Here is a 25,084-nt window from a genome sequence, read left to right on the forward strand (position 1 = left end):
CGTTCAATTCTGCAATTCCATTTTGCTGCGGTTATTCAGCAGTTGCGCTGGCTGGTGAAGGTCGCCCATGGCTACCACTATCTTGCGCGGGCCCTCGTAGGGGTCGCGGGCGTGGGCGGCCAAGAGGTTGTCCAGCATCACCACATCGCCGCGCTGCCAGTCGAAGCGCACCGCGCATTCCTCGTAGAGACGGCCGAGCAGCGCCATTACCTCATCGTCGATCGGGCTGCCGTCGCCGAAGTAGACGTGGCGCGGCATGCGCTCCAGGCCGACCATACCCAGCAGGTCCTCGCGCACTTCCGGCTCCAGGCAATGCACGTGATGCAGCTGCACCTGGTTGAAGAAGCTGCGCTCGCCGCTCAGCGGGTGGCGGATCACTGCCGGGCAACGGGTGCGGGTTTGCAATTCGTCGTTGGCCAGCCAGACGAACTCGGTGTCGCTGGCGCGGCACTGGGCCTCCACCTCGGCGCGGTCGTCCGTCTTGAAAAATTCCTGCCAGCTCACGTCCAGGCGCTTGGTGAAGGTGCGCACATAGAGCAGACCCTTGCGCTCGAAGGTGTCCGCCAGGGATTGCGGCAGGCGCCGGTACAGCTCGCGGCAATCGACGATGGGCGTGGCGCCGCCCACCGGCGAAGGCTGTTCGCAGAAGAACCACTGCTTGCGCGGCGCGCGCGGCAGGTGCGAACTCTCGTTATGGAAGAGGATCATTTCCCGCTCGGGGTAGGGCGTGGAGCGGTAGATATTGCGCCCGCCTTCTTTCTTCGGCAGGTCGCCGTAGCCGCCGAACAGACCGGGGTGGATGGCCTCGGCGAAGGCTTCGAAATCCTGCGCGCTGTTCAGGGCGAAGCCACGGAACAGCAAGCCGGCGTGGCGGCACAGCAAGGTGTCGATCAGATCCCGGGAGCTGCGCGCCCAGCCCACCGGGTCGAGGTCGGCCACGGCCGGTTCGATCAACAGCGGGAAGTCGCGGTCGGCTACCAAGGGCGTGGTCTTGATCAGCGGACGCGGCGTGGTGCTGGTACGCGGCGCGAGTTTTTTCAGCTTGTCGAGTTTGTTCGGCGCAGGGGGCTTGGCCATGCCGGAAGGCTCCGATTGCGGCAGTGTGAAGGTGAATGCGGCGACAGTGCCCCGGGGTACGGCGACGGCCTGTTCCAGTACCGCGACCCAGGCGTCGGCCAGAGCGGCGATGCGCTCGGCCTTGAACAACGCGCTGGCGTATACCCAGTCGGCACACAGGTCGCCGCCGTCGCGTTCGAGGAACAGCGCCATGTCGAACTTGCTGCTACGTTCGGCGGGCGGCAGCAACTGGATAGCCAGGCCGGGAATGGCGAAGTCGCTTTGCGGCGTGTTCTGCATCACGAACAAGGCCTGCACCAGTGGGTTGCAACTGCGGTCGCGGGGTACGTTGAGGGCCTCGACGATGCGCTCGAAGGGCAGCGCCTGGTGCTCGAAGGCGGCCAGGCAGGTGCGCTTTGTGGCGGCCAGCAGCTCGACGAAAGATGCCGTCGGCTGCAGGCGTGAACGCAGTGGCAGGACATTGACGAAGAAGCCGATCAGCCCCTCCAGCTCACGTGCTTCGCGCCCGGCCACATCGGTGCCGAGCAGCAGGTCGTCGCTGCCGCTGAGGCGGTGCAGCAATAATTGAAAGGCGCTCAGCAGGACCATATAGAGGCTGGCGCCCTCGGCATTGGCCAGGGCTTCCAGGCGCGCGACCAATTCTGCGGGCACGCGGAAGGCGTGGGCGGCGCCGGCGCTGCTGGCTTGGACCGGGCGCGGCCAGTCCGTGGGCAGCGCCAGTATCTGGGGAGCAGCGGCCAACTCGGCACGCCAGAAGCCCAATTCACGCTCCAGTCGCTCGCCGCTGAGTAGCCGGTGCTGCCAGACGGCGTAGTCGGCGTACTGCACCGGCAGGGGCGGCAGATTCACCGGTTGGGCGGCGCACAGACTACGGTAGAGCTGGCTGAATTCGTCGAACAGCACGCCCACCGACCAACCGTCGGCGACCATATGGTGCAGTGCCAACAGCAGTTGATGGCGCTGCTCGCCGAGCTTGAGCAGACGAGCGCGGATTAGCGGGGGCTTGGTCAAGTCGAAGGGCTGGCGCAGGTTGTCCAGGCTTTCCCGGCCGGCCTCGGCTTCGCGCTCGGAAGCTGGCAACCCGGACAGGTCACGCAGCCCCAGGTGGAAGTCCAGGTGCGCGGTTATCACTGCGCAAGGTTCGCCGTCGTTGTCCGGGTAAGCGGTGCGTAGCACCTCATGGCGTTGTAGCAGGGCGGTGAAAGTGGCTTGCAGCGCCGCCACGTCCAGTTCGCCGTCCAGGCTCAGGGTCGCCGCCATGTTGTAGGCGGCAGCCGCGCCATGCAGGCGATCCACCAGCCACAAGCGTTGCTGGCTGGGCGACAGCGGCATCTCGGCGCTACGTTCGACCGGGCGTAGCTGCGTGCTATCGGCAACTTCGCTTGGCTGGGCGAGCAGGGCATCCAACCGCTCGGCCAGTCGGCACAGGGTCGGCGCTTCGAACACCGCGCGCAGTGGCAGGTCTACCGCCCAGTCTTGGCGTACACGGGCCAGCAGCCGGGTGGCCAGCAGCGAATGGCCGCCCGCCTCGAAGAAGTGACTGCGGCGACCCAACGCCTGCGGTGGCAGCAACGCGGCCCAGAGTTCGGCCAGGCGCTGCTCGGTTTCGCCTTGGGGCGGCTCGATCAGCGTGCTGTCCAGGCGCGGTGCCGGCAATGCCTTGCGATCGACCTTGCCGTTGCCGTTCAGCGGCCAGTTTTCGACCCGCACCCAGGCGGACGGCAGCATATAGGCCGGCAGTTCGCCGCGTAGATGCGTGGCCAGCTCGGTTTCGTTGGCCGTGGCGTCGTCATCGCCTTGCCAATAGGCCACCAGCAGCTCGCTTTCGCCCAGGCGTTGCAGGTTGACCAGGGCGCGCTGCACCGTCGGGTGACGTTCCAGGCAGGCCTCGATTTCGCCGGGTTCGATGCGAAAACCCCGCAGCTTGAGTTGAAAGTCCTTGCGCCCCAGGTATTCCAGCACGCCGTCCGCGCGCCAGCGGGCCAGGTCGCCGCTCAGGTACAGGCGACTGCCCGGCGCGCCAAAGGGGTTGGGCACGAAGCTGGCGGCGCTGCGCGCGGGGTCGGCTAGGTAGCCACGGCTGACACCGATGCCGCCGATGGCCAACTCGCCGGGTACGCCGACCGGCAGCGGGTTGAGGTCGTGCCCCAGCACATAGAGCTCGGCTCCGGCGGTGGGGCTGCCAATGGCGACGCTGCCGCTTTCCTCGGGCGCCTGATGCAAGGGCTGGAAGGCCACGTCGTCCGAGCATTCGGCCGGGCCGTAGGCGTTCATCAGCGCGATCTCGGGGTAGCGCTCGAACCAGGCGCGGGCGGTCGGCATCGGCAGCGCTTCGCCGGTGGGCAGCACCCAACGCAGCGCGGGTAGCTCGATACGGCGTTGATCCTGAGCATCCAACAGCGCTTGCAACAAGGCGGGTACCGGCTCCAGCAGGCTGACCTGACTGCTGGCGAGCAGCGCCAGCAAGGCCAGGGGATCGCGCACCACCGCGTCTGGGACTATTTCCACGCAGGCGCCGAACAGCGGTGCGGTGAGGGTCTGCCAGACCGAAATATCGAAACAGGCCGGCGCGGTCTGGGCGATCACGTCCCCTTCGCTAAAGCCCAGCGGCGCGAGCTTGGCCAGCATGTTGTTGAGCATGCCGGCGCGGTTGACCATCACGCCCTTGGGCTGACCGGTGGAACCGGAGGTGAAGAGCACGTAGGCCAGTTGCTCGGGTCGCGCCGCTGTCTGTGGCAACTGGCCCTCGGCGCTGCGTTCGAGCAACTCGCCGGGCACGGCGATAGGGCCGTCGTAATGCGCGGCCAGGGCGGCGCGATGCACTTCGCTGCAGACCACCAGCGGCCGATCCGCGCGGCTCAACACTTGCTGCCAGCGTGCTGGCGGCTGAGTAGGTTCCAGCGGCAACCAGGCGGCACCGGCGCGCAGGGTGGCGACCATCAGGCAGAGCAACTCCAGACCGCGCTCGGCCAACAGTGCCACCGGCTGATCCGCCTGCGCGCCCAAGGCGCGCATACCACGAGCCAAGGTCTCGGAACACTCCCAGAGCTGGGCGTAGCTGAGGCTCTGATCGCCGCAACGGGCAACAATGCGCTGAGGGTGTGCGGCGACCCGCGCGGCGACCCGGGCTTCCCAATCGGGCTCGAGGCTGTAGTCGGCTGCGTGGCAGCCCCAGTCGGCCAAGCGCGCCTGTTCGCCGGCATCCAGCAGGCTGATCTGGCCAAGTCGGGTTGCGCCGGGGCTGTCCATCGCCAGCAGCAGGTGGCGCATATGCGCCATCAGGGCCAGCAAAAGCGGCTCGGGTAGGCGCTGGGCATCGGCGCTGAACAGCAGTTGCAGTTGGCGTCCCGGCAGGGCTTCCAGGGTCAGGCCGTAGTTGGTCTGTTCCAGGTTATCCAGGGCGCGCAGGGTCAAGTCGCCAACCTGCAACCGGCGCTCGGCGGCGGCCGGCAGGTTCTGGAACACCAGCAGTGTGTCGAACAACGCGGCGCCGCGATCCTGGCTTTGCAGGATTTCGGCCAGTGGCGTTTGTTCGTGTTCGCGCAGGGCGACGCTGGCGTCCTGTACCGCCCGCAGGAAATCCGCTAGTGCCAGCTGCGGTCGCGCTTGCAGGCGCAATGGCAGCGTATTGATAAAGACCCCGAGCATCTTGTCGGCGTCGGGCAGGTCGCTCGGTCGGCCGCTGCTGGTGACGCCGATGACCATGTCGGGCTGGTCGTTGTAACGCGCCAGCAACAGTGCCCAGGCAGCCTGGATCAGTGTATTGAGGGTGACCTTGGCGCGCTTCGCCGCCTGGTTCAGGCGCAGGGTTTCCGCGGCGTCGAAGCTCAGCCCGCGGGTGAGGTAATCCACCGCCTGGCCGGGCCGCGGTGCGGCTAACATCGGCAGCGAACCGCTGCCTTCGAAGCCTTGCAGTGTGCGTTGCCAGAACGCCGCCGAGTCCTGCACCGGTTGTGCGGCCAGCCAGCCGATATAGTCGCGGTACGCCGGGCGCGGCGCCGGGGTGCTGCCGCTGTAGCGGGCGAGGATTTCCTCCAACAACAGCACCGAACTCCAACCGTCGGCGATCAGGTGATGGCGGCTCCACACCAACCACCAGCGCTCGGCCTCTAGACGGATCAGCGCCAGGCGTTGCAGCGGCGGATGTTGCGGGGCGAAACCCAGGCGGCGATCGTCCTCGCAGTACTTTTGCAAGGCCTGTTGGCGAGCGGATTCGTCCAAATCGCTCCAGTCGAGCAGCGTCACCGGCAGTTCCAATTCGCGGAAGACAGCTTGCACGGGCTCGTCCAGCCCCTGCCAAAGCACGCAGGTACGCAGCAGCGGATGGGCGGCGACTGCCGCGTGCCAGGCGGCGAGGAAGGGTTCGGGGAAGAAGGGGCCGGTCAGTTCGGCCTGCAACTGGTTGACGTAGACCCCGCTTTCGCCTTCCAGCAGGCTGTGGAACAGCAGGCCTTTTTGCAACGGCGACAGTGGATAGGCGTCTTCCAATTCGGCGCCGGCTAGCTCGCGCAGCTGTTCGGCTGTGAGAGTACTCAGGGCGAACGCTGCCAAGCGCGGCGCGGCGGATTGCACGGGCGCGCTGCTGGCGGCGGGGGCGCGGCTAAGCAGCAAGCCGGCGAGCGCTTCAACGCTGGGGTGTGCGAAGAGTTCCTTGGGACTGAACTTGAGCCCGGCCTGGCGGCACTTGGAGATCAGTTGCAGGGCCAGGATGGAATCGCCGCCTTGGGCGAAGAAATCGTCCCGGCGGGCTAGCTCAGGCTGCCCCAGCAGTTCGCGCCAGAGAGGCAACAACAACGCTTCGAGCTGGCGCGTGGGGCTGTCAAGGGTCGCTGCGAGGTTGGCAATGGTCGGCTGGGCGAATAACTGTTTTGGGCTGAACTTGAGGCCGACCTGGCGGGCCTTGGCGATCAGTTGCAGGGCCAGAATGGAGTCTCCGCCGAGGGCAAAAAAGTCGTCGTGGATCGACAGCGATTCGCGTTGCAGCAGCGCACTCCACAACTGCACCAGGGTTTCCTCCACGCTATCTCGCGGTGCGCCTTCTGCGGCTTTGGCGTTGGCGGTTTCCGTGGGCAGTGGCAGGTTTTTGCGATCCACCTTGCCGTTGGCTAGGCGTGGTAGCTCGGTCAGTTCGACGAAGGCAGCGGGCAGCATATAGTCGGGCAATTGCTTGGCCAGACGCTGGCGCAGTTCGTCCAGATGGATGGGCTGGGCAGCGATCAGGTAAGCGACCAGGCGCAGTCCGTCGCCGCTGGTTGCCGGTTGCGCCAGCACCACGGCGTCGCGCAGTTCGGGGGAGGCCTTGATGCAGGCTTCCACTTCGCCCAACTCGACGCGGAAACCGCGAATCTTCACCTGGTTGTCGATGCGTCCGAGGAATTCCAGCAAACCGTTGGATAGCATGCGCACGCGGTCGCCGGTGCGGTACAGGCGGCTGCCATCGGCGGAGAAGCGATCAGGGATAAAGCGCTCGGCGCTCAGCCCCGGTCGGTCCAGATAGCCATTGGCGACACCTGCGCCACCCACATAGAGCTCACCCGCGCTGCCTTGGGGCAGGGGATTGAGGTAAGCATCCAGCACCTGCACGCTGACATTGGCCAGGGGGCTGCCCACTGGAACTAAACCGGACAGACTGGGTTCGAGTTCCTGCACGCTATGGCTCAGGCAACCGACCGTGGTTTCCGTCGGGCCGTAATGGTTGACAATGCGGCAATTCGGCGCCAGTTCGCGGATGCGCTGTACCAGGCTCAGGTCCAGCCCTTCGCCCCCCAGCACCAGGCTGTGGCGCGGTAGCAGACGCGCTGGCTCGGCCACGGCCAGTAGGGCCTTGAGGTGCGAGGGCACTATCTTCAGGCAATCGAGCGGCTGCTCGGCCAGGCTGGCGGCCAAGGCCTCGGGGTCGGCGGCTAAGTTTTCGTCGATCAGTTGTAAGGTTCTGCCGCTGAGCAGGGCACCGAACCAGGCGGTGTAACCGAGGTCGGCCGCCACAGTGGCGAGGGCGCTAAGTGTTGCAGCCGGAGGCAGTTGTAACGCCTGCAATACGCCGCTGACGTAATGGATCAGGTTGCCCTGGCTTACCACCACGCCTTTGGGCATACCGGTCGAACCTGAGGTATAGATCAGATAGGCCGCCTGAGCTGGATGAATAGCCGGGACCTTACGCTGCGTTGCATCGGGCAGGGAGTCCGGCGCGTCGAGATCCAGCCAGCGTGAGTCACCCAAATCCTGTGGCGCCGGGCCTTGGCCAACCACCACGGATGTGTTGCTGTCTTGGAGCATATGCAGTCGGCGGGATGCGGGTAGGGCAGGATCTAAGCACAGGTAGGCTGCACCTACTTTCCAGCATGCCAGCATGGCGCTGATCAGGTTGATGCCGCGTGGTAGGGCCAGGGCCGCCACTCCGCCGGGACACAGGCCGGCCGCCGCTAATCGCTCTGCCAGGCGCTCTGCGGCCTGGTCCAGTTCGGCGTAGCCGAGGCTGACGTTGGCATCGCTCAGCGCTGGGCGCAGAGGATGAGCCGCAACCTGTCGATCAAAAGCTTGCAATGCGGTAGCGGCGAATGGCTGAAGCGTCGGACCTTGCAAGCGCGCCAGTTCTTGGATCGGACAGATCGGCAGTTCGCTGACCCGTGCCTCAGGGTTTTGCGTGGCGGCGCGGGCGAATTCGGCGAATTGGCCTGCCATGCTGCCGATGCGTTCATCGCGATACAGGTCAGTGCTGTAGCGCCACTGGGCCAATAGCTGTTGGCCGTCGTCTTGCCAGCGCAGGTTCAGCTCATTGGCCGCGCCGCGCTGGGTAAACAGGTACTCGCGCAGGCTGTAGTCGGCCAGGGCCGCGATGCGCCGACTCGGCATATAGGTGAGCATATGGCGGAACAGACCTGGGCTACCCGCATCTTCTTGCATGCGTGCAAGGGGATAGCGACGGTGACGCAGAGCTTCACGGAGCTGTCGTGCACTGTCCTGCAGGCAATCGACTAGTCTCGGGTTGCCCGCGAGCTGGGCGCGTAATGGGACGGCATTGAGGGTATAGCCGATCAGTTGCTTGTACTTGGCTTTGTGCCTGTCCATCGTCGGGGTGCCGATCAGGAAGTCATCCTGGCCGCTCAGGCGATGCATGAAAACTTGGAATAGTCCCGCGAGCAGGGCGAACAGACTGATGTTCAGGCGCTCAGCTAGGTCCCTGAGTGCCGTGCTATCCGCGATGCTCAGGCACTGCTCGAACTCCTTGCCGCTATAGCTCGGGCTACGTGGGCGTGGCAGGTCCGGGGTCAGCTCCAGCGAGGGTGGCGCGCCCGTTAGGCGATTTTGCCAAAAGTGCGCCTGCTCCTCAGCTGCGCTGCCAGCGAGCAGTTCGCGCTGCTCGGCCAACCAGTCGAAGTACAAACCGGGCCTGGTCAACGTCGGAGGCTGGCCATTGATCAGGGCTTCATAGGTGTTAAAGGTCAGTTCCAGCGTTGATTCCACGCTGAAGAAATCGCCGCAGATATGGTGAAAGGCTGCGCACATATACAGCTTTCCGCGGCTCTGCAGCAGGCGCAGGCGGCTGATATTGGCCAGAGGTAGGTCGAATGGCAGATCCGCCTGGCGCTCCAGCCAGGCCACGACACCGGCTTCGTCCAGATCATCGTCTCGTTCGCTGGCAACATCCGCCTCTATCTGGGCCGGCTGAAACATCCACAGCTGGCCTTGGTCTTCCTGATAGCCACAGTGCAGGGCCTCACAATGCGACACGACTATGGCGAAAGCGGCGCTGAGCATCTCGGGGTCGAGGTCGGCGCGTAGCTCTCGGGCCGCCACCATGTTGTAGGCCGGACTGTCCGGGTTGAGTCGGTGAAATTGCCATAGGGCGAGCTGACCGGGGCTGGCCAGGTGTTTCTGGATGATGTTCATAGTCACTCCTGCACTGGCTCGGCCATGGCTACGATGACTTTGCGCGCACCACTGAAACTGGCACGGCCGTGAGCCACCAGCATGTTGTCAAGCATCAGCACGTCGCCTTGCTGCCAAGGAAAGCGCACAGTGCAGTCATCCAGTACCCCACGGATTTCATCCAGTGCACTGTCTTCCAGAGGCGAGCCGTCGCCGTAATAGACGTTGCGCGGCAGGTCGAGCGGATCGTCGACCACCGCCAGCAGGCCCTCACGCACGGCGGGGGCAAGGTTGGAGATGTGGAACAGGTGTGCTTGGTTGAACCAGACCATGTCCAGGGTGACAGGGTGGCGTGCCGTTGCCTGGCAGACTTGTCGCGTGCGCAACTCGCCATCGTCCTTCCATTCGAAATCGATGCGGTTGGTGCGGCAGAAGGCTTCCACCACGTTGTGGTCTTCGCTGTTGAAGGCTTGCTGCCAGGGCAGGTCGAGGCCATTACCGTAGTTGCGCACGTACATCAGGCGCTTGTCGTTGAAGCGCTGACGCAAGGCAGGGTCGATACGGTCGTGGATTAGGCGGCTGTCGGCGATCGGCGTATCGCCGCCTTCGGCACTTGGCTGCACGCAGTGGAACCAGATCTTCATCGGCCATTGCAAGGTATAGGACTGCTCGTTGTGCAGCGGTATGACCTGGTGGGAGGGATATTCGGTGGAGGTGTAGACGCCTTGCTCGACTGCTTTACGCGGGGTTGAGCCGAATTCGTAACTCAACAGTTCATGGCCGAAACTGCGCACCAACTGCTGAAAAGCTTGCTCGCCTAGTACATCGAAGCCACGCAGCAAGAGGCCGCCAACTTCATGTAAGCGTGTGCGCGCCAGTTCGAGCAGGGCGGGCAGGCTAGCCACGTGATTCACCCCAGGTTGAACCAGTAGCGGCAATGACGAATCCGCCAGTAGAGGTTGCACGCTTAGCTCGTATTCGCGTGCAGCTGTCATTCCCATGAGTCGCCCCTTCCTTAGTAATGTTCTCTACGTGCGCAACAGGGTGCTGTGAAAGCCCTGATTTAGACGCCTTGGTCTTTGGCGCTGGAGTCTAGCGGAATTAATCGTCAAATGTAATGATAGCAATTATCATTTGTGTTGGATTGTGTTTAGATACGGTCCAACGCGGGGCGTGGAGCCTTAGCGAACGATCGATGGCAGCCGAATTAAGGAAGCAAAATGAGCTGGGACAGTCCCGATACGCGTTTTCTGGTGGTGGTTAATCACGAAGAGCAGTACTCCATCTGGCCGGACTACAAAGAGGTGCCTGAGGGCTGGCGCGCAGTCGACAAGCAAGGCACCAAAGAAGAGTGCCTGGCTTATATCGAGTCGGTCTGGACCGACATGCGGCCTTTGAGTTTGCGCCAGGCTCTGCAGGCGCAAGGGCAGGGTTGATGACAGTGGCTGACAGCTCCTGGTTCTCGGTATTGCCGAAAGGCAAAACAGCGGCCGCTTTGCGCCTGTACTGTTTTCCCTATGCGGGGGCCGGACATACAGTGTTTCAGCATTGGCGGGCTCTGCTGGCCGATGAGATTGAACTGGCTCTGATCAAACTGCCGGGGCGCGGGGCGCGCTTCTCTGAGCCCCATGCCGAATCGCTCGATGAGTTGGCGCAGGCTTTGGCGCAATCGATTGCCGAAACCACCGATGGGCCTGAGCACTTCGCCTTTTTTGGTCATAGCATGGGTGCTTTGCTGGCTTTCGAGACTGCACGGGCTTTGCAAAAACGCGGACTATCGCCCCGCGCACTGTTGGTGTCGGCGCGCACCGCACCGGTCGCCCATGGCTGGCGCGAGCGTCTGTCTGACCTGCCGGACGCAGCCTTCCTTGAGGTTATTCGCAGCATGAATGGCCTACCTCAGGAGGTGCTCGACAACCCTGAGTGGTTAGCGTTGTTCCTGCCGATCATTCGCGCCGATTTCGCCCTTTGTGAAAACTACCGTTATCGCTCCGGGCTGCCGTTGGCTTGTCCGATCCAGGTAGTGGCGGGGCGCGATGATGCCAGCGTACCCCTAGCCCTGCTCGATGGCTGGGCCGGCGAGACTCTGGCTGGCTGTCAAAGCAGATTATTTGCGGGCGGACACTTCTATCTGTTCGAGCATGAGGCTGAACTGCTTGAGCTGATGCAACACCAGCTCTATCCACCGCGTAAGCACCGGCATGCAACTGTCTGAGCGGGAGGTGCACCTTTGGTCGGTGCAGCTGCAGCAAGTCGAGCCCTCTCTGCTGGAATTGGCTGCGGATGAGAGAGAGCGTGCCGCGCGCATGCGCTGTTCGCAGGCGCGCGGTGCATTTGTGCAGACCCGCTTGGCTCTGCGCACCCTGCTTGGACACTACCTCGGTTTACCTCCCCGTGCCGTCGCACTGAACAGTGGGGCTTGGGGCAAGCCCCAGCTCGGCGCGGGTATGGGCAATCTGCAATTCAATGTCAGTCATAGCGGCCACTTGGCCTTGATCGCCTTATCCCACGCAGCAGTCGGCGTGGACCTGGAATGGCAGCAGATCGATCTCGACTGGCGCGAGCTGCTGCCGGCCTGTTGCCATCCTGCCGAGCAGGCCGACTTTCATGGCGTCGCAGACGCAGAGGGTGGTGCTCGACTAATGCGCTTGTGGACTGCTAAGGAGGCTTACCTCAAAGGCCGCGGCGAGGGGCTAAGCCTGCCGCTCACGGCTATTCGCTTGGGCGTCGCCGGTGACTGGCAAGCTCATATCGACGCTCCTTGGGACGATGGCCAGGGCTGGTGGCTACATGCACTGGCACTACCCGCGGGCTACCTCGGCTGCGTCGCTACGCCGTTTCCCTCCCCACTGATCCGTTTCCAGTCCTTGGCCGAGCTGACGAGCAGTGCTCGGGCCGAGGGCCCACTTACCCCGATGTTTTGTTACCCCTAAGGGAAATTCACTATGGAAAGTATTCAAAGTCTGCCCTCGTCCAGCGCCGCTTTTAACCTTGAACATTTTCGCCAGCAAGGCCCGCGCGAGCTGAACGCCAATCCCTACTTGCAGCGTCAGGCCGCCCGCGAATCCAACGCGCGATCCTACCCTCGACGCATTCCCTTGGCGTTGCAGGAAGCCCACGGGATCTATGTGCGTGACACCCAGGGGCAGCTGTTTATGGACTGCCTGGCTGGCGCCGGTACCCTGGCGCTCGGCCACAACCACCCAGTGGCCATCGCCGCCATGCGCCAGACCCTAGATGCAGGTTTACCGCTGCATACTCTGGACCTGACTACGCCGGTCAAGGACCGCTTCGTCGAAGAGCTGTTTGCCGCATTGCCCGAAGCCTTCGCCCGCCAGGCACGCATTCAATTCTGCGGACCGACCGGGGCCGATGGTATCGAAGCGGCACTTAAGCTGGCTAGAATCGCCACCGGGCGAAAGCCCATACTGTCCTTCTCCGGCGGTTATCACGGCATGACCCACGGCGCACTGAGCCTTATGGGGAACCTGGGGCCGAAGCTGGCATTGGGTGCGGCGATGTCCGAGGTGCAGTTTCTGCCGTATCCCTACGACTATCGCTGTCCGTTCGGCATCGGTGGCGAAGCCGGAATAGACGCTGGGCTGCACTATATCGAGCAACTGCTCAGCGATCCCGAATCAGGTGTGTTGCCACCGGCCGCCGTGGTGGTGGAGGTGGTGCAGGGTGAAGGGGGGGTAATCCCCGCACCGACACGCTGGCTGCAGGGCTTGCGCCAACTTACCCGTAAGCACGGCATAGTGCTGATCATCGACGAAGTGCAGACCGGCCTGGGCCGCACCGGCCGCCTGTTCGCCTTTGAGCATGCTGATATCGAGCCCGATATCCTGGTGCTATCCAAGGCCCTCGGTGGAGGCCTGCCGTTATCCGTGTTGGTTTACCGCGACGAATTGGATACCTGGAAACCTGGCGCCCACGCCGGCACCTTCCGTGGCAATCAGATGGCCATGGCGGCCGGTGCGGCAACCCTGCGGCACATTCTCAGCGAGAACTTGCCAGCCCACGCCAACCTGATGGGCGAGCGTTTGATGGCTCAGCTGCGCCAGCTGCAGCACGATTACCCATGCCTCGGCGATGTGCGTGGTCGCGGCTTGATGGTGGGCGTGGAAATAGTCGGCAGCGCCGATGGCAGTCGCGTACCTCCGGCCGACTCGTTACTGGCCAAAGCCATACAGCAGCAGTGCCTACGCCTGGGTATCATTCTGGAGCTGGGTGGACGTCATGGTGCAGTGGTGCGTTTCCTGCCACCGCTGCTGATTCACAGCGAAGAAATCGATTTGTTGGTGGAGCGCTTCCAACAGGCTTTGGATCAAGCGCTGGAGGCCGCTACAAGCAGGACACTGCATATCGCTTAGTGTTATGACCGGCAGCTCGCAAGAGCTGTCGACTCACTGAATCGTCCCCGGTTCTATAGACGATCCGGGGCCGGTTCAGGTTGAAACCTGTCTCACATCCAGCACGACCCAAACCTCATAGCCTTTGTCCCGCGCAGCTTTCTCGGCCTCGAGTTGAGCTGTCAGCGTGCTAATGGAGTTTGATCGGTGCTCGAAGCGGAAAGGTTTTCCACCATTCTCGCGCACGCTCAGCTCAACAACCGTGTAGATGGAAAATGGATTTGGCTTTTTAGCGGGCTGTTTCTCATGTATCTGATCAAGGCCGAATGCGCGGCGCATTTCGGCTTCTGAGACAGTTGTATCGGTCACGCGGTATACCTGCAGGAAATGCATTGGGTGAGTTAGCGGGCTAGGGGTGACATGCATCGGTCGGCGACTGCTAACGCTATACGGTGTATCCCTATAAAACACCCGATGCACTGCGTAATGCCAGTGACCAGTTCTTCGAGTGGCGCCGGGATGAGCACATCCAGGAGCCTGTTGCGGATCATGTAGATAAACCGGCGACCAAAGCAGAACTTAATACGAAGCAGGAGCCTGCCAAGGTCGATCCAACAAAGCCTGTCGTTAAGCGCAGACCCAAGTTTGTCGTAGATGCGGTCTCTCTGCTCGCCGGTGGCACCAGTGAGGGCAAGGTAAGCCTCAGTGCGCTTGGGCAGTATCTGAAGCGTACAGATCCGGCCTTTTCCCCCAACACATATGGTCATTCCGGCCTGCTCGATATGGTTAAAACCTATGACTTGCTACGTCTCGTCCAAGAGAACGGTGGTCATTGGAATGTCGGCCTAGCCGTTAAAGAAGAAGATTTGGCCGAAGCGTGACAGTCGCCAATCGACCATAGACGAAGCAAAAAAGGGGGCCGAAGCCCCCGGTGTTCAGATCAATCCACGCTCAGCAAATGACACTGTTTGTCGACCTCCGACCACGATGTGATCCAGCGAGCGCACCTCGATGAGCATCAAGGCTTCCTTGAGCCGTTGGGTCAGCGCTTTGTCTGCCTGGCTTGGCTCAGGATTTCCGCTTGGGTGGTTGTGCGCGAAGATCACTGCTGCCGCGTTGTGGTGAAGTGCTTCCTTGACCACTTCCCGAGGGTAGACCGACGCGCTATCGATACTCCCGCGAAACATCTCAACGTACTGAATCAGTTGGTGCTTGGCATCCAGGAACAGTGCAGCGAAAACCTCATGTTCAAAGCCAGCCAGCTTGGTGATCAAGTACTCCTTGACCAGCTCTGGCGAAGTGAACGCTTCACCGCGTTGTGTTTTGAGGTCGATGGTCACCACCGCAAGCGAAGCGCGCAGGCTCTTGCATTTTCCGCACAATCGTGCGGATTTTCAGCTATAACCATGATTCAGCCTTAAAATCCTCACGATCATGAGGAATTATTGAAAGATGCGGTACTGCCAGCTAAAATCCTCACAATCGTGTGGATTTTGATTTTCTTTCTACGCTGCGCAATAAATCAGCAAGATCATGAGGTTTCTCAAATGAAAGTCGACATCGAATCCCCTGAGCAAGTGGGGGCGCTCATTCGAGCAAGTCGCAAGGCCATGCAAATCCGCCAAGACGACGCGGCTGGCATCATTGGCGTGTCCGAGAACTTTTTGGGGAAGGTTGAGCGCGGCGGAGAGTCGGTGCAGTGGGGCAAGTTGTTCCAAGTCATGCAGGAACTCGGTATGACCGTGACGATTGAGGTGCCCGAAGCCTTCGCAGACGACACTAGGAAGGTGCTCATCGAGACGGTAAACAAGAAGTTGGCCAAACAGAGCAAGGCGGCTGCCTCCAAGAGTACTGCTTCCGGGAGCAAGGCTGAGTAATGGAACGATCGCTTAATGTATGGATCAACCAGACCCACGTGGGCACCTTGCGCGAGAGCAATGGCCTATGGGCCTTTTGCTACAGCGGGCAGTGGTTGGTCGATCCTTTGGCGCATGCATTGTGCCCCTTGCTACCCCTGCAAGCCGAGGAGCACTTCGATGGTGCTACCACTCGCCCTGTGCAGTGGTATTTCGACAATCTGCTACCGGAAGAGGGGCAGCGGCAGTTAATCGCTATGGCAGCAGGCGCGGCGATTGAGGATGCTTTCGCTTTGCTGCAGCATTTCGGAGCGGAGTCGGCCGGCTCTCTCACGTTGCTTCCGCCTGGGCAAGAGCCAGAACCGGGGAGTAAACAGGTGCTGCCCGATGGCGAGCTGTCAGAGCGCATTTTGGCGATGCCGAAGATTCCCTTGGCTGAGCAAGCTGCCAAGAAAATGTCCTTGGCGGGTGCTCAACATAAGGTGGCGATCATCTACAGAGATGACCAGCTACTTGAGCCAGTGGGTAGCGAGCCATCGACCCACATACTCAAGCCCGACCATCCAGGTGATGCATGGCCGCACTCCGTGATCAACGAATGGTTTGTGATGAAACTGGCTGATCGTGTGGGATTGCCTGTACCAAGGGTGCACCGCTTATATGTGCCGCAGCCGGTCTATTTGATTGAGCGTTTTGACCGCGCCGAGACTGAGCACGGCTGGGCTCGCCTTCACTGTATCGATGCGTGCCAGTTGAATGGCCTGTCCAGAGAGTTCAAGTACAGCGCCGGCAGTGTTGAGCGCATTGCAGAACTGGCCAACCAGTGTCGGCCAGCAGCACTGGCCCGCCTGCGCCTATTCCAGTGGCTGATCTTCAACGTGCTCGTGGGCAATGAGGACGCGCATCTGAAAAACCTCAGTTTCTTGATGTCTCCTAGGGGCGTGCACCTGTCGCCTTTCTATGACTTGCTGTGCACGGCTGTATACGGCACACGGGCGTATGACCGGGATCAATGGCCAGGCCAAGCCACTATGGCTTGGCCCATTCATGGCATTCAGCGCCTTGCAGAGATTAGTACGCCGCTACTCATAAACGCTGGCGAAGCCATGGGCATCAAGCCAACAACGGCCCGGGACAACATCCGGAAACTTGTAGACAGTGTGCGCATAGAAGCACCGAAGCTGTTGGAAGAGGTGATTCAACAAAATGCAGGGCTACTGGAGGACAGGCCGGAGCTTAAGGCCACGTTAGGGGGTGAAGTACGGCTGTTGAGGAGCATTAATGCGATCGTCATCAGCGAGATGACGACTCAGTTGAGCCGAGGCCTGTAAGGCCTGCATAGACATCACAGGAACCGCGAGCAGACAGGTTCGACCCGCAAAAAGCCCAGCGACCTTTGGTCACTGGGCTGTTTGCTATGGGTGTCGGATTAAATAATCGTCACACCTGTTTCTGGGACAAACATAAAGCAGTAAAAACCGTACTCCACCAACAGCTCACGGCTATCGGTGCTGGAGACCGGCCCCTGGTTGACTTGCCAGTTGGCAGTTATGGGGTTGCTGATCGGATTGCCGGCAAAGTCGAAGTTGGTCACCTGGTCTGAACCGTCTTTCTGTGACCAGCTGTCGCAAGCACCGGACGAGTTGTCACAGCGCGCCCAGTGGTAGTCGCCCGGCCAGTTGGCATCACCTGCCGTTGAGACCATCAGCGCGACGAAGTGCCCACCGAGGTAGCCGGCCCCCAGGCTGCTAGGCGGCTGTGGATTAGTGCCCTGCTTGCTGGACTTGAATGCAAACAGCTCTTCGAGGCTGGTGCCGACTAACTCCAGCCCGTCCTTGACTGCGTAGCTGCTAACCAGAGCCCCCAGATCGGAGAAGGGCTGTTGAAAGTTTGCGGCGGTGAGCAGATAGCCACTCTGCCGTCCTGGCTGAGGAAAGGTGTTTGGTGTGATGTTGCAGCCGTAGGCATAACAGTTGTTGTTGGGCTGGAACCTGAATGACATGAAGTTGCCCTGGCAGTCGCCTGCGGGGTCGTAGCGACCGGCTGCCTCTCCGTATACGGTGGCCGAGTATTGGGGTACGCCAATGGTCTTCTGCTCGGGCACGCTGATTTGTACCGAGATGACCGTAGGGGCGATGTAGTGCTCGTCCGGTACCGCGCCCAGCTCCGGGGCGCGGGTGGCCTGGTGAAAGAAGTCCTGGGGCGCAATAACACCGCTGAATTTGAAGGGACGTGTTGAGCTGTTCATGGCGTATTCCTTTTCGCTGGGTGGATTGGGACTAAGGGTAGAGCTGGCTGGCGATGACCATGCTGGAGTAGTTGTAGACCTGCATGGTTAGGCTGTTACTTGGCGCAGAACTCGCGTAATGGCCGCTGATAACCAGCCGCGAAGACGCGCCACCGAACTGGCCGGTATCGCTGGCCCAGATGGCCTGGTTGTTACGGTTGTAGAACACCAAGTTCCCGTCATCCTGCATGCGCAGGCGACCTGGCAAATCACCCGGCTGGATGGTGATGGGTAGGCGCCACAGCGGCGTGTCCTGGCCGCTGGCTAGCAGTACCGGACCCTGGTCTGGGGTGTTGGTCAGGCTGGCGCTGCCATCCAGGGCGCTGATGCTCTGGTTGGGTAGCAGTTCGGCGTTGATCCGGCTGTCGAGGTAATTGACGCTCAGCATTTCGCCGGCCAGGTTGGTTTGCAGCAGGGTCTGCACCTGCTGACGCGTCCAGCCATTGGTTGCGGCGGCTGCCATCAGAATCATCAACTTTGCCAGGGCTGCCATGGGCGTCATGTCCGCTGGCGCCAGGGCGCCCACCTGGGGCAGCCAGGCGCCGGAAGCATAGGCGCTGTTGTTTACCGTACCTGCCAAGACCTGAGTGCAATCGACCAGGTTGACGCCGCTCTGGTTGGCCTGACTCAGCGCCTGGTAGATGGCCCCTGCGCTGGGTGTGTCCGGGTTGCCGGAGGGGTAATTACCTTCGCCATAGGACTCCAGAATGATGCCGCGTGCCCCGGCCGTAACCACAGCGTTTATCAGCGTGGCGAGAAAGGCGCTGGGTGGTGAGATGCTGTAAGGCGCGGGGAATGCGTTCAACTGAACAATCGGAAAGTTATTGATGCAGGCCGCTATTTGGTTGAGCTGGGTTAGCTGGCCGGCCAGTACGCTTGGGCTTTCCAGGCTTAGGCTAGCGTGCACGGGGCCGGGTAGGCAGGCTGCGTTGTTGAGCGTCAGGCTGATGCCATATTCGGCGAGGGCCGGGTAGTTGGGAGATGAGAACGCGTCGAACTGGCTCGCGTTGGTTTTAACCACGCGGTTGCCGCGGTAGAGGTGGTTGTGAAAGTACACGCCCACCTCGGCAATACCGCTTTGTGCGGCCGCGACTGCGCCACAGACGTTCTGATAAGCGTCGGTGTTGAAGTTCAGGCTTAACGCTTGGCCGCTGCTGGCTTGGTAATACAGCGGCACCTGCGAGCCGGTGATGATCACCGGCTTGTTCAGCACTGCGGTGGCATAGCCATTGGCGTCGAAACTGTTGAGCAGAAACGCCAGCGCGGCACCCGAGAAGTCCATGCTGTCGGTACCGTGGAGAATCACGAAGCCGTCGTAGGCGGCATAATTGTCCAAGATGCCCTGGGCCATGATGCACCAATCGGTGGGTTGCAGATTGGTGCTGTCCAGGGTTTTGCTGGCCGACTCGGGGAAACTGATCTGGGTCAGATAGCCGATGCTCAGATCAGGGAATTGCTGCTGCAGGATTGGGTTGAGCAACTGCTCACTGGCCGCTGCAAAGGCCGTGGCGCTCATCGGTGCAAGCGGGTCGCCGACGCAGCTGATAGTCCCGCCGGTATTGATAATCGCGATACGCATAGGGTGCCTCCTGGTAAGTCTCTGTCGTGGCTTAACGTTGGGTCAGCAGGACCTGGCGTAGCCGCACGAAACTGGGCGCAGTAGTTCGCTTCAGGTGTAGGGCGCTGAGACTGACCACGGGGGCCATGGCGATGGCGAAGGCGGCACCCAACTTGAGTTGGTCGGAGAACCAGGGGGCCTCGTAAGCCGGGGTGGTCGACCAGTTCTGCCGGATTTCTTCGCTTTGCAAATTGACGATGTTGCTGAACGCCGTGCTGGGGTCTTGCGGGTCTTTGCGAAACTGCAGGGCGATTTCAGCCAGTTCGACCAGTTCAGCATGGGTAAAGGGCAGGCCGGCGTCGCGAATCTGCACGGGCGGCTGCTCCTGGCGGCGCATGATGCAGTACACCGTTTGCCCGCCGCAGGTTGGATCACGCTGGTACAGCTGCAGGTCGTAGGGTTGGTTGGTGGCCACGGCGCGGCCATCGCCGGAGTAACTCACACCAAAATCACCACGGTTTTCCTGCCTAGGGTCACCCTGCAAGAGCGCCAGTTCGCACTGCACGACGCGGCTGCCGAGTTGGTCGATGCGGACTTGTAACTGGCTGGCATTGTCCTGGGCGGTGCTGTTGTCAGGAGGGTTCGCACCTTGGGCGAATACTTGCCAGCTGTTGGCGGGCTGGGCGGCGATCAGGTCGAAGAAAGCGTCAATACAGGCGGGGCTGTCGAGGTGGGCCAGGGTCAGGCTGTTGCGGTCATCGAAGTTGCTGACCACAGCGGTGATGATGCAGGAGGTGGCACTGTCGGAGTATGCCGTCAGCGGGGTGTCGGCCAGCACGAAGGTCTGGTAGTTGCCCTGGTCGACATAGAAGAACCCTTGCGCGGGTGGGGTAATTGGCGTTTGGTTGGCGAGCTTGAGGCTGATGTCGATGGGGCTCATGACAGGATCTCCGGAAATAGGCTGAGGGGGTTGGTCTTCGGGTTGCCGTTGATCTGGTACTCACACTGCGCGCTGCCGGCACTGGCACTGAACAGCGCGGTGGCCTGAGTGTGGAACTCGATGCCCAGGTAGTCAGTTTCACGGCAAATCGATAGCTCTGTTTCTCCGTAGTACTGGTCGCTGAGCAGGGTCTTGATGCCCTGATGACTGGGGTCGACTTGCAGAATGGTTTCAGCGCGCTGCAGGCGCAGGTAGGTGCTGTGATTGGCCGAGTAATCCACGGCATTGGGTTGCAGACGAAAATTGTTGGTTGAAACGAAAAAACCGCCCGTTCGCGTGATCAGGCGCACCGAGTCCTGGTTAAACGGGTTGGGCATGTACTCGATCAGAATGCTTATCGGCTGGGTCTTTTGGGGATCTGCCCAGCCGCTGATCAAGGAAATGTCCGGTGCCGGAAATGGCGTGTTGCCGCCTGTGTTGCGATAGAAATCAATCAGGCTTTGCGCCGCCTCGGTGGCGCTGGTATGGCTGCTGATGCTGGCCTCGTAAGCGGCAAACAGAGCCTCGGCTTGGGCACTGCTGGCGTAATAGTTGGCCGCGGTGGTGGTGTAGGTGTCGGCGGCGACAAACGCTACGCCGTGATCATTGACCCCGGCCCAGATCCCCGCGCTGCCCTGGCGGGTCATGGCAATGTAGCTATTTACGCCATTAGTGCCGGCCCGCACATCAGGCGAGTTGAAGGCGGTGACAGGGATCAGGTCGCACTGTTTGAAGGTGTAGATGCTGCCGCCGTCAAAGACGGTTCCGATGGTGCACATAGGGAGTTCCTTTCCTGTTTGCGAGATAGGGACGAGCGCGCGCAATCGGTCTCACGCATAGGGTGAGCCGATAAAGCGCCAGGGGTGATTTCTTACGACGGAAATGGCTTTGGCGGTGCAGAACCGCCAAAAGGGAGTGAGAAACAGAGGCGCGGCCTTGCGCATGGGGGACATAGCTCGAACTCCTTTTCAAGGTGCTCTGAGCGTAGTCCAGTCTGTCCGGATGCCAAGTATCTTGTTGGCGGGTGCGAACCTGAGGGCTAAGGCGTCTACGAAAATTTGGGGCGATTCAAGCTGCGCAAAATCTGCAGGAGCGAATCACCTGCCTTCCAGGGATCCCACATCAGAGCCTTCTGGCTTTCTGTGTAGTAGATCCGCGGTCTTTGCTTCATCTGCAACCATCCTGCTTACGCAGTATTTAAAGTATTGCGCTCACCGGTTGGATCCAGGGGTTAACTTGCTGCGAGCTTACATAGTTGTTTGTCAAAGCAATCCGCTCCGAAGATGTGTCCTCAGTCGATCAGGCGTAAGCAGTTTTTAGGCTAAAAATTGAGCAGAGGGTGCTGCGAAACCAGATTGACGTCTTGACAACGGCGGTATCTAGGCTAAAACACGAAGGATTGGGTGCTGTTTGTGCGGGGGAGTTAAACCGTGCACTCAATATCGAATCAATACTTTGAAGGCCACTGGAACATGGGTCAACAGAAGCCGGAAATATTCAAGACCTCCTTGCTGCGCTAGAAGCCAGAGGGGTAGGAAACAGGTGTCGGGGAAATTGCCTACCGTCACTCGGCCGTAGAGGTTAATGAATGGAGTGCGATCCGCGAGGTCATGCTAAAGGAAAATTCAGATAAACTTTTTGTCAAAGGCAGTCAATTTTATATTCAATAGCTAATATATTGCAGTTGTCAGGCGTTATCTGCAACTTAATTATTACAGCTTTTCGCTCTAAGCAGTTGCGGAAGGTGCGCATTATAATATAGGGGGATGTATGGACATCAAAGACCAGCTCGCTTCGCTTGAACGTGTTGTTGAATCCCAGGAATACTTTGCGGTAGCAGCACGAACCGAGCTGAACAAACTCTCGGAGTTGTTACAGCCAACACCATTCGATGTACTTCGATGTCAGGCTTTTGTACACGCGCACGCAGGCATGAACGATCTTGCCGTCTCTGAACTGAACGCGCTCGCGAGCCAATCAGAGGGGCAAACTCCAGATATTTTGAATAAATTAGCTCAAGTAAAGCTCAGACGCTCTCGTGAAGATGATGCGTTAGATGCAAAATTGGCAGCGGAGCGCGTATTAGCACTAGATGGGCTTGCGGACAGAGATAAATGGTTGGCTCATCAAAATTTAGGGCTGGCATTTTTAGCTCTTGGTGATATGGAAGCAGCAGAGAGTCATGCCAGCAAGGCCCTTGAACATTCTAACGATCCGCGCACCTATGATCTAATTGCCTCAATTAATGACAGGAACGGAGGTGTAGTATCTTTCTTGTCCACGATGGAACGTTGAAGCATGTATCCACATAGTCGTCGGCTTCTTAGTAAGTCAGATCTATTCGAAAATTTGGGGCTGTGTTCGCTCAAACTTTTGTCAGAAATTGATTTTTATGCACCATCGGATTATGTGCTTGTAAGTGGATCTCTGGTTGAGGGGTTTGGCAATAGGCTTTCCGATATAGACGTGCTTGTAATAGGGCAAGAAGAAAGCCGGAATACTACTATTTTTCATTCAAAAACCCTGCAGCGCTGGGTAGATGTGACCTACCTCTCGCTGCCCGCCTTACAAGCACATATGTATTCACTGCCGAATTTTAATATTGATCTTTCACAATGGGGTGATTGTCGGCCGGCTCCATTTGAGGCTTTAGAGATGATCCACGATGTTTGTTATGGAGTTGTCATCTCCGAACCATGGATCTGTGAACCTCTACCTCGCAATGATCGGACAATGAATATTTTAAGGCAGTCATGGGCGCTGTCCAATATTATTACAGCTAGAGCGCGATGGCAGGATGCGGTCGGGGCTTTGCAAGATGGGCAGAACTACCAGGCCCAATACATGCGTAACATATGCATCGGGCATTGTATTGATGCCTATACAAGCTTAAATGGTGAAACTGATATTAATGTAAAGTGGAGGTTTGCCAAGTTAGCTAGAGTTCGGGCTTCCGGCAAGGACGTTATAGGTCTCTCTGATTACTTTGTTGGTCACTCTTCGCTAGATACGCTTTCATGGAGTGATGCCGCACAGTTGCTCTTTGACGTAATCTGCCTTTTTGTCAAAGGATGTCTTTATGAGGCCCCCTCCTCACCTCTGCAAGAGGGAGAAAGGTTCGAAATAGACTCTGGAAGATGGGTTTGTGTTACGGGTAATGGGACAAGTCAGGTGGTTCCCGCACCGAGCCTTCGTCCTATATAACACAACGTACGTTGCAGGAATTTAGGGCGGTCCGGGGCCACGATCCATCATTCGGTCCCGGTCAAATGGAGCTGTTTGAGGCTGCGTGAGAGTGGGGGCTCCATGCCCGTTCTGGATATGGTGCTCGTTTGAAAGACCGACTCAACTAATCTTGCCATGGTAATTGATCTGGAAGTCACGCACAGTCATGCTTATAGTCATTCAACCTGTCAGAAACTATCTGCGTTTCTTCTGACTTTTGGAGACTTTTATGTCCGTTGCAGAAGATATTTCCAATCGAATCAAGCGTATGCAGAAGGGTAGGCACCTTTTCCGGTGCAGTGTTCGCGTAGGTCGGCTCCCGTGCATCGGTCGATAAAGCGCTCTCCAAGCTAGTGCTGTCAGGGGCGCTGGAGCGCATCGCTCGCGGTGTTTACATGCGCCCCAAGTTGAGCAAGTACACCGGCAGGGTCCACCCGAGCCCGCTGACCGTTATGGACGTCATTACGAAGGCTAACGGCGAGACGATTCAGGTGCACGGTGCAGGGGCCGTTCGCAGGCTGGGCCTCAGCACGCAAATGCAGGTGCTTCCGACCTATTACACGAGCGGATCTACTCGCGAAATCAAGGTTGGTAATGCGGTGGTACGCCTCAAGCACGTCCCCAGCAATCGCTTGCAGCATGCCGGCACGAGGGTGGGGATGGCGCTCATCGCTCTGCATACATTGGGAAAGAGGGGCCATCTGCCCAGGTGGTTTCCAAGATCACCAGTGCGCTCAGCAGTGAAGAACTGAATAAGCTCCGGGCCTGCAAGATGCCTGAATGGATGCGGTCGGCATTGAGCCTTGCTGCTAAGGAAACAGAGTGCCTGAGTCCTACCTCGACATACCTGCAACTGAACAGGGCGAACTACTAGGGTTTGCCGCAACGGAGACCGGGCGCTCGCCCAGTGTGATTATAGAAGGATATCTGGCTGTCTCTCGTTCTCAAGCACCTCTTTGCAACGCCAAACCGCAAGGCGATGGCGGTAAAAGGGAGGGGCGATTCAAAGGCTTACTCGGTGATCAAGCGTTTCTCCGAGGACGTGACCATCGACTATCGGCAACTGGGCTGCGAACTCCCATTATCTGAACTCAGCATGCTGTCCGGTCGGCAGCGTACGCAGGTTGGCGACTTCCTCAAGGTCGAGGTATCGCGTTACACCCATGAGGTGGTGCAGTCGCACCTTAAATCCGAGTTGGCCAAGCTGGCCTGCGGTGCCGAGTGCGAAGTGGGCCTCAGCGAGAATGGGGAGGAACTGCACGTTTACTAGTCGTCACGGGTTGCAGGTCGGGGCGGTTACATGCGTTATCACGTGCTGGTGGAGTTCGGTGGGCGCAATATTATTGACCCTAACGCAGTTCACGCCATCCAGCCCGATGTTGCTGAGTTGTTTCAGGGTGTGGCGTTTCCATGGGCCGAGGGAGTTGTAGTATTGGCACCGGAGGGTACCCACTGGGAAAAAGTGACGTTAATCCATACCCAGTGCAACAGGCAAATCACAGAAGGCCGTGAGCGGATTTCCCGTCATTGGTATGATCTTGCCATGGGATCGGCAAACGAGCCATGAGCGATCTTGAACTGTTGGCGGATGTGTTCGATCTCAAGAACGTGTTCTACAGGAACACGACGACGCACTCTGAGCGTTGCTTGGCTGGCGAACTGAATCTGCTACCTGACGGCGACAATCGCGTTCTGTTAGAAAAGGATTACCTCAACATGCAAGAGGCCGGCATGCTCAACGGGCATGTGTATTCCATGGCACAAATCCTCAATGAGCTATCGGCGCTCCAAAAGCAGATCAATCAACGTAGATCTCCCTAGCCTTTACGGGGGCGCAAAGGAGCTTAGACAGCCAGTCGCAAGAGGATCGAAGTGATGAGA

18 protein-coding genes and 3 pseudogenes are annotated in these 25,084 nt (G+C 59.7%); 13 read left to right on the plus strand and 8 right to left on the minus strand.

Translation table 11 applies throughout. The features are described 5' to 3' along the window. Positions 1-3: 3 nt before the first annotated feature. Positions 4-8,967, minus strand: a complete 8,964-nt coding sequence (locus tag AACX99_RS16880; protein ID WP_339413595.1) for an amino acid adenylation domain-containing protein — start codon at positions 8,965-8,967, stop codon at positions 4-6. A 2-nt stretch (positions 8,968-8,969) separates the two neighbouring features. Further along, complete coding sequence (locus AACX99_RS16885) at positions 8,970-9,941, minus strand: TauD/TfdA family dioxygenase (protein WP_339413669.1); 972 nt, start codon at positions 9,939-9,941, stop codon at positions 8,970-8,972. A 225-nt stretch (positions 9,942-10,166) separates the two neighbouring features. On the opposite strand from AACX99_RS16885, the gene AACX99_RS16890 reads away from it, so the two are divergent. From AACX99_RS16890 to AACX99_RS16905, 4 genes are read left to right on the plus strand one after another with little or no spacing between them, the layout of a single operon-like run. After that, entirely contained in the window at positions 10,167-10,382 is a 216-nt protein-coding gene (locus AACX99_RS16890) for an MbtH family protein (protein WP_339413596.1), read from the plus strand. Then, positions 10,382-11,161, plus strand: a complete 780-nt coding sequence (locus AACX99_RS16895) for a thioesterase II family protein (protein WP_339413597.1) — start codon at positions 10,382-10,384, stop codon at positions 11,159-11,161. The genes AACX99_RS16890 and AACX99_RS16895 overlap by 1 nt, the downstream gene beginning before the upstream one ends. Then, entirely contained in the window at positions 11,148-11,879 is a 732-nt protein-coding gene (locus AACX99_RS16900; protein ID WP_339413598.1) for a 4'-phosphopantetheinyl transferase family protein, read from the plus strand. The genes AACX99_RS16895 and AACX99_RS16900 overlap by 14 nt, the downstream gene beginning before the upstream one ends. A gap of 12 nt (positions 11,880-11,891) precedes the next feature. Then, positions 11,892-13,319 (plus strand): diaminobutyrate--2-oxoglutarate transaminase, encoded by a 1,428-nt coding sequence (locus AACX99_RS16905; RefSeq protein WP_339413599.1) that lies wholly within the window; start codon positions 11,892-11,894, stop codon positions 13,317-13,319. A 75-nt stretch (positions 13,320-13,394) separates the two neighbouring features. Here AACX99_RS16905 and AACX99_RS16910 read toward each other — a convergent pair whose 3' ends face one another. After that, complete coding sequence (locus AACX99_RS16910) at positions 13,395-13,667, minus strand: hypothetical protein (protein ID WP_339413600.1); 273 nt, start codon at positions 13,665-13,667, stop codon at positions 13,395-13,397. Positions 13,668-13,762: 95 nt separating this feature from the next. On the opposite strand from AACX99_RS16910, the pseudogene AACX99_RS16915 reads away from it, so the two are divergent. Next, a pseudogene (locus AACX99_RS16915) lies at positions 13,763-14,179 on the plus strand (OST-HTH/LOTUS domain-containing protein); the annotation flags it as partial. A gap of 54 nt (positions 14,180-14,233) precedes the next feature. Here the strand turns inward: AACX99_RS16915 and radC are convergent. Next, positions 14,234-14,632, minus strand: a pseudogene (gene radC, locus AACX99_RS16920) (RadC family protein); the annotation flags it as partial. Between the two features lie 111 nt (positions 14,633-14,743). On the opposite strand from radC, the gene AACX99_RS16925 reads away from it, so the two are divergent. Beyond that, positions 14,744-15,175: a transcriptional regulator gene (locus tag AACX99_RS16925; RefSeq protein WP_339413601.1), complete on the plus strand. Its 432-nt coding sequence runs from the start codon at positions 14,744-14,746 to the stop codon at positions 15,173-15,175. Beyond that, positions 15,175-16,485 (plus strand): HipA domain-containing protein, encoded by a 1,311-nt coding sequence (locus AACX99_RS16930; RefSeq protein ID WP_339413602.1) that lies wholly within the window; start codon positions 15,175-15,177, stop codon positions 16,483-16,485. Before AACX99_RS16925 ends, AACX99_RS16930 begins: the two co-directional genes overlap by 1 nt. Positions 16,486-16,583: 98 nt before the next feature. Here the strand turns inward: AACX99_RS16930 and AACX99_RS16935 are convergent, their stop codons facing one another. The 4 genes from AACX99_RS16935 to AACX99_RS16950 are packed head-to-tail and all read right to left on the minus strand — an operon-like array spanning position 16,584 to position 20,757. Beyond that, the gene (locus AACX99_RS16935; RefSeq protein ID WP_339413603.1) at positions 16,584-17,402 is read right to left on the minus strand and encodes a hypothetical protein; all 819 of its coding nucleotides are present in this window, start codon (positions 17,400-17,402) and stop codon (positions 16,584-16,586) included. Between the two features lie 31 nt (positions 17,403-17,433). Next, positions 17,434-19,020 carry an asparaginase domain-containing protein gene (locus AACX99_RS16940; protein WP_339413604.1) on the minus strand — a complete coding sequence of 529 codons (1,587 nt, stop codon included), beginning with the start codon at positions 19,018-19,020 and terminating at the stop codon, positions 17,434-17,436. Positions 19,021-19,051: 31 nt separating this feature from the next. Then, positions 19,052-19,939, minus strand: coding sequence for a hypothetical protein (locus tag AACX99_RS16945; RefSeq protein WP_269381798.1), 888 nt, complete (start codon positions 19,937-19,939; stop codon positions 19,052-19,054). After that, positions 19,936-20,757 carry a hypothetical protein gene (locus tag AACX99_RS16950; RefSeq protein WP_339413605.1) on the minus strand — a complete coding sequence of 274 codons (822 nt, stop codon included), beginning with the start codon at positions 20,755-20,757 and terminating at the stop codon, positions 19,936-19,938. Before AACX99_RS16950 ends, AACX99_RS16945 begins: the two co-directional genes overlap by 4 nt. A gap of 991 nt (positions 20,758-21,748) precedes the next feature. Here AACX99_RS16950 and AACX99_RS16955 point away from each other — a divergent pair. The 6 genes and pseudogenes from AACX99_RS16955 to AACX99_RS16980 all read left to right on the plus strand — a co-directional run bounded on the left by AACX99_RS16955 (position 21,749) and on the right by AACX99_RS16980 (position 25,024). After that, entirely contained in the window at positions 21,749-22,273 is a 525-nt protein-coding gene (locus tag AACX99_RS16955; RefSeq protein ID WP_339413606.1) for a hypothetical protein, read from the plus strand. 3 nt (positions 22,274-22,276) lie between these two features. Then, positions 22,277-23,182, plus strand: coding sequence for a hypothetical protein (locus AACX99_RS16960; RefSeq protein ID WP_339413608.1), 906 nt, complete (start codon positions 22,277-22,279; stop codon positions 23,180-23,182). A gap of 289 nt (positions 23,183-23,471) precedes the next feature. Next, positions 23,472-24,077: pseudogene (locus AACX99_RS16965) on the plus strand (DUF6088 family protein). Positions 24,078-24,221: 144 nt separating this feature from the next. Then, on the plus strand, positions 24,222-24,473 hold the full coding sequence (locus AACX99_RS16970; protein WP_339413609.1) for a hypothetical protein: 252 nt from the start codon (positions 24,222-24,224) through the stop codon (positions 24,471-24,473). Positions 24,474-24,503: 30 nt separating this feature from the next. Continuing rightward, entirely contained in the window at positions 24,504-24,770 is a 267-nt protein-coding gene (locus AACX99_RS16975; protein ID WP_339413610.1) for a nucleotidyl transferase AbiEii/AbiGii toxin family protein, read from the plus strand. Beyond that, on the plus strand, positions 24,767-25,024 hold the full coding sequence (locus AACX99_RS16980) for a hypothetical protein (RefSeq protein WP_339413611.1): 258 nt from the start codon (positions 24,767-24,769) through the stop codon (positions 25,022-25,024). Before AACX99_RS16975 ends, AACX99_RS16980 begins: the two co-directional genes overlap by 4 nt. Positions 25,025-25,084: the final 60 nt, after the last annotated feature.

This window comes from Pseudomonas sp. EA_35y_Pfl2_R5 (assembly GCF_963970805.1).
Taxonomy (GTDB): Bacteria; Pseudomonadota; Gammaproteobacteria; order Pseudomonadales; family Pseudomonadaceae; genus Aquipseudomonas.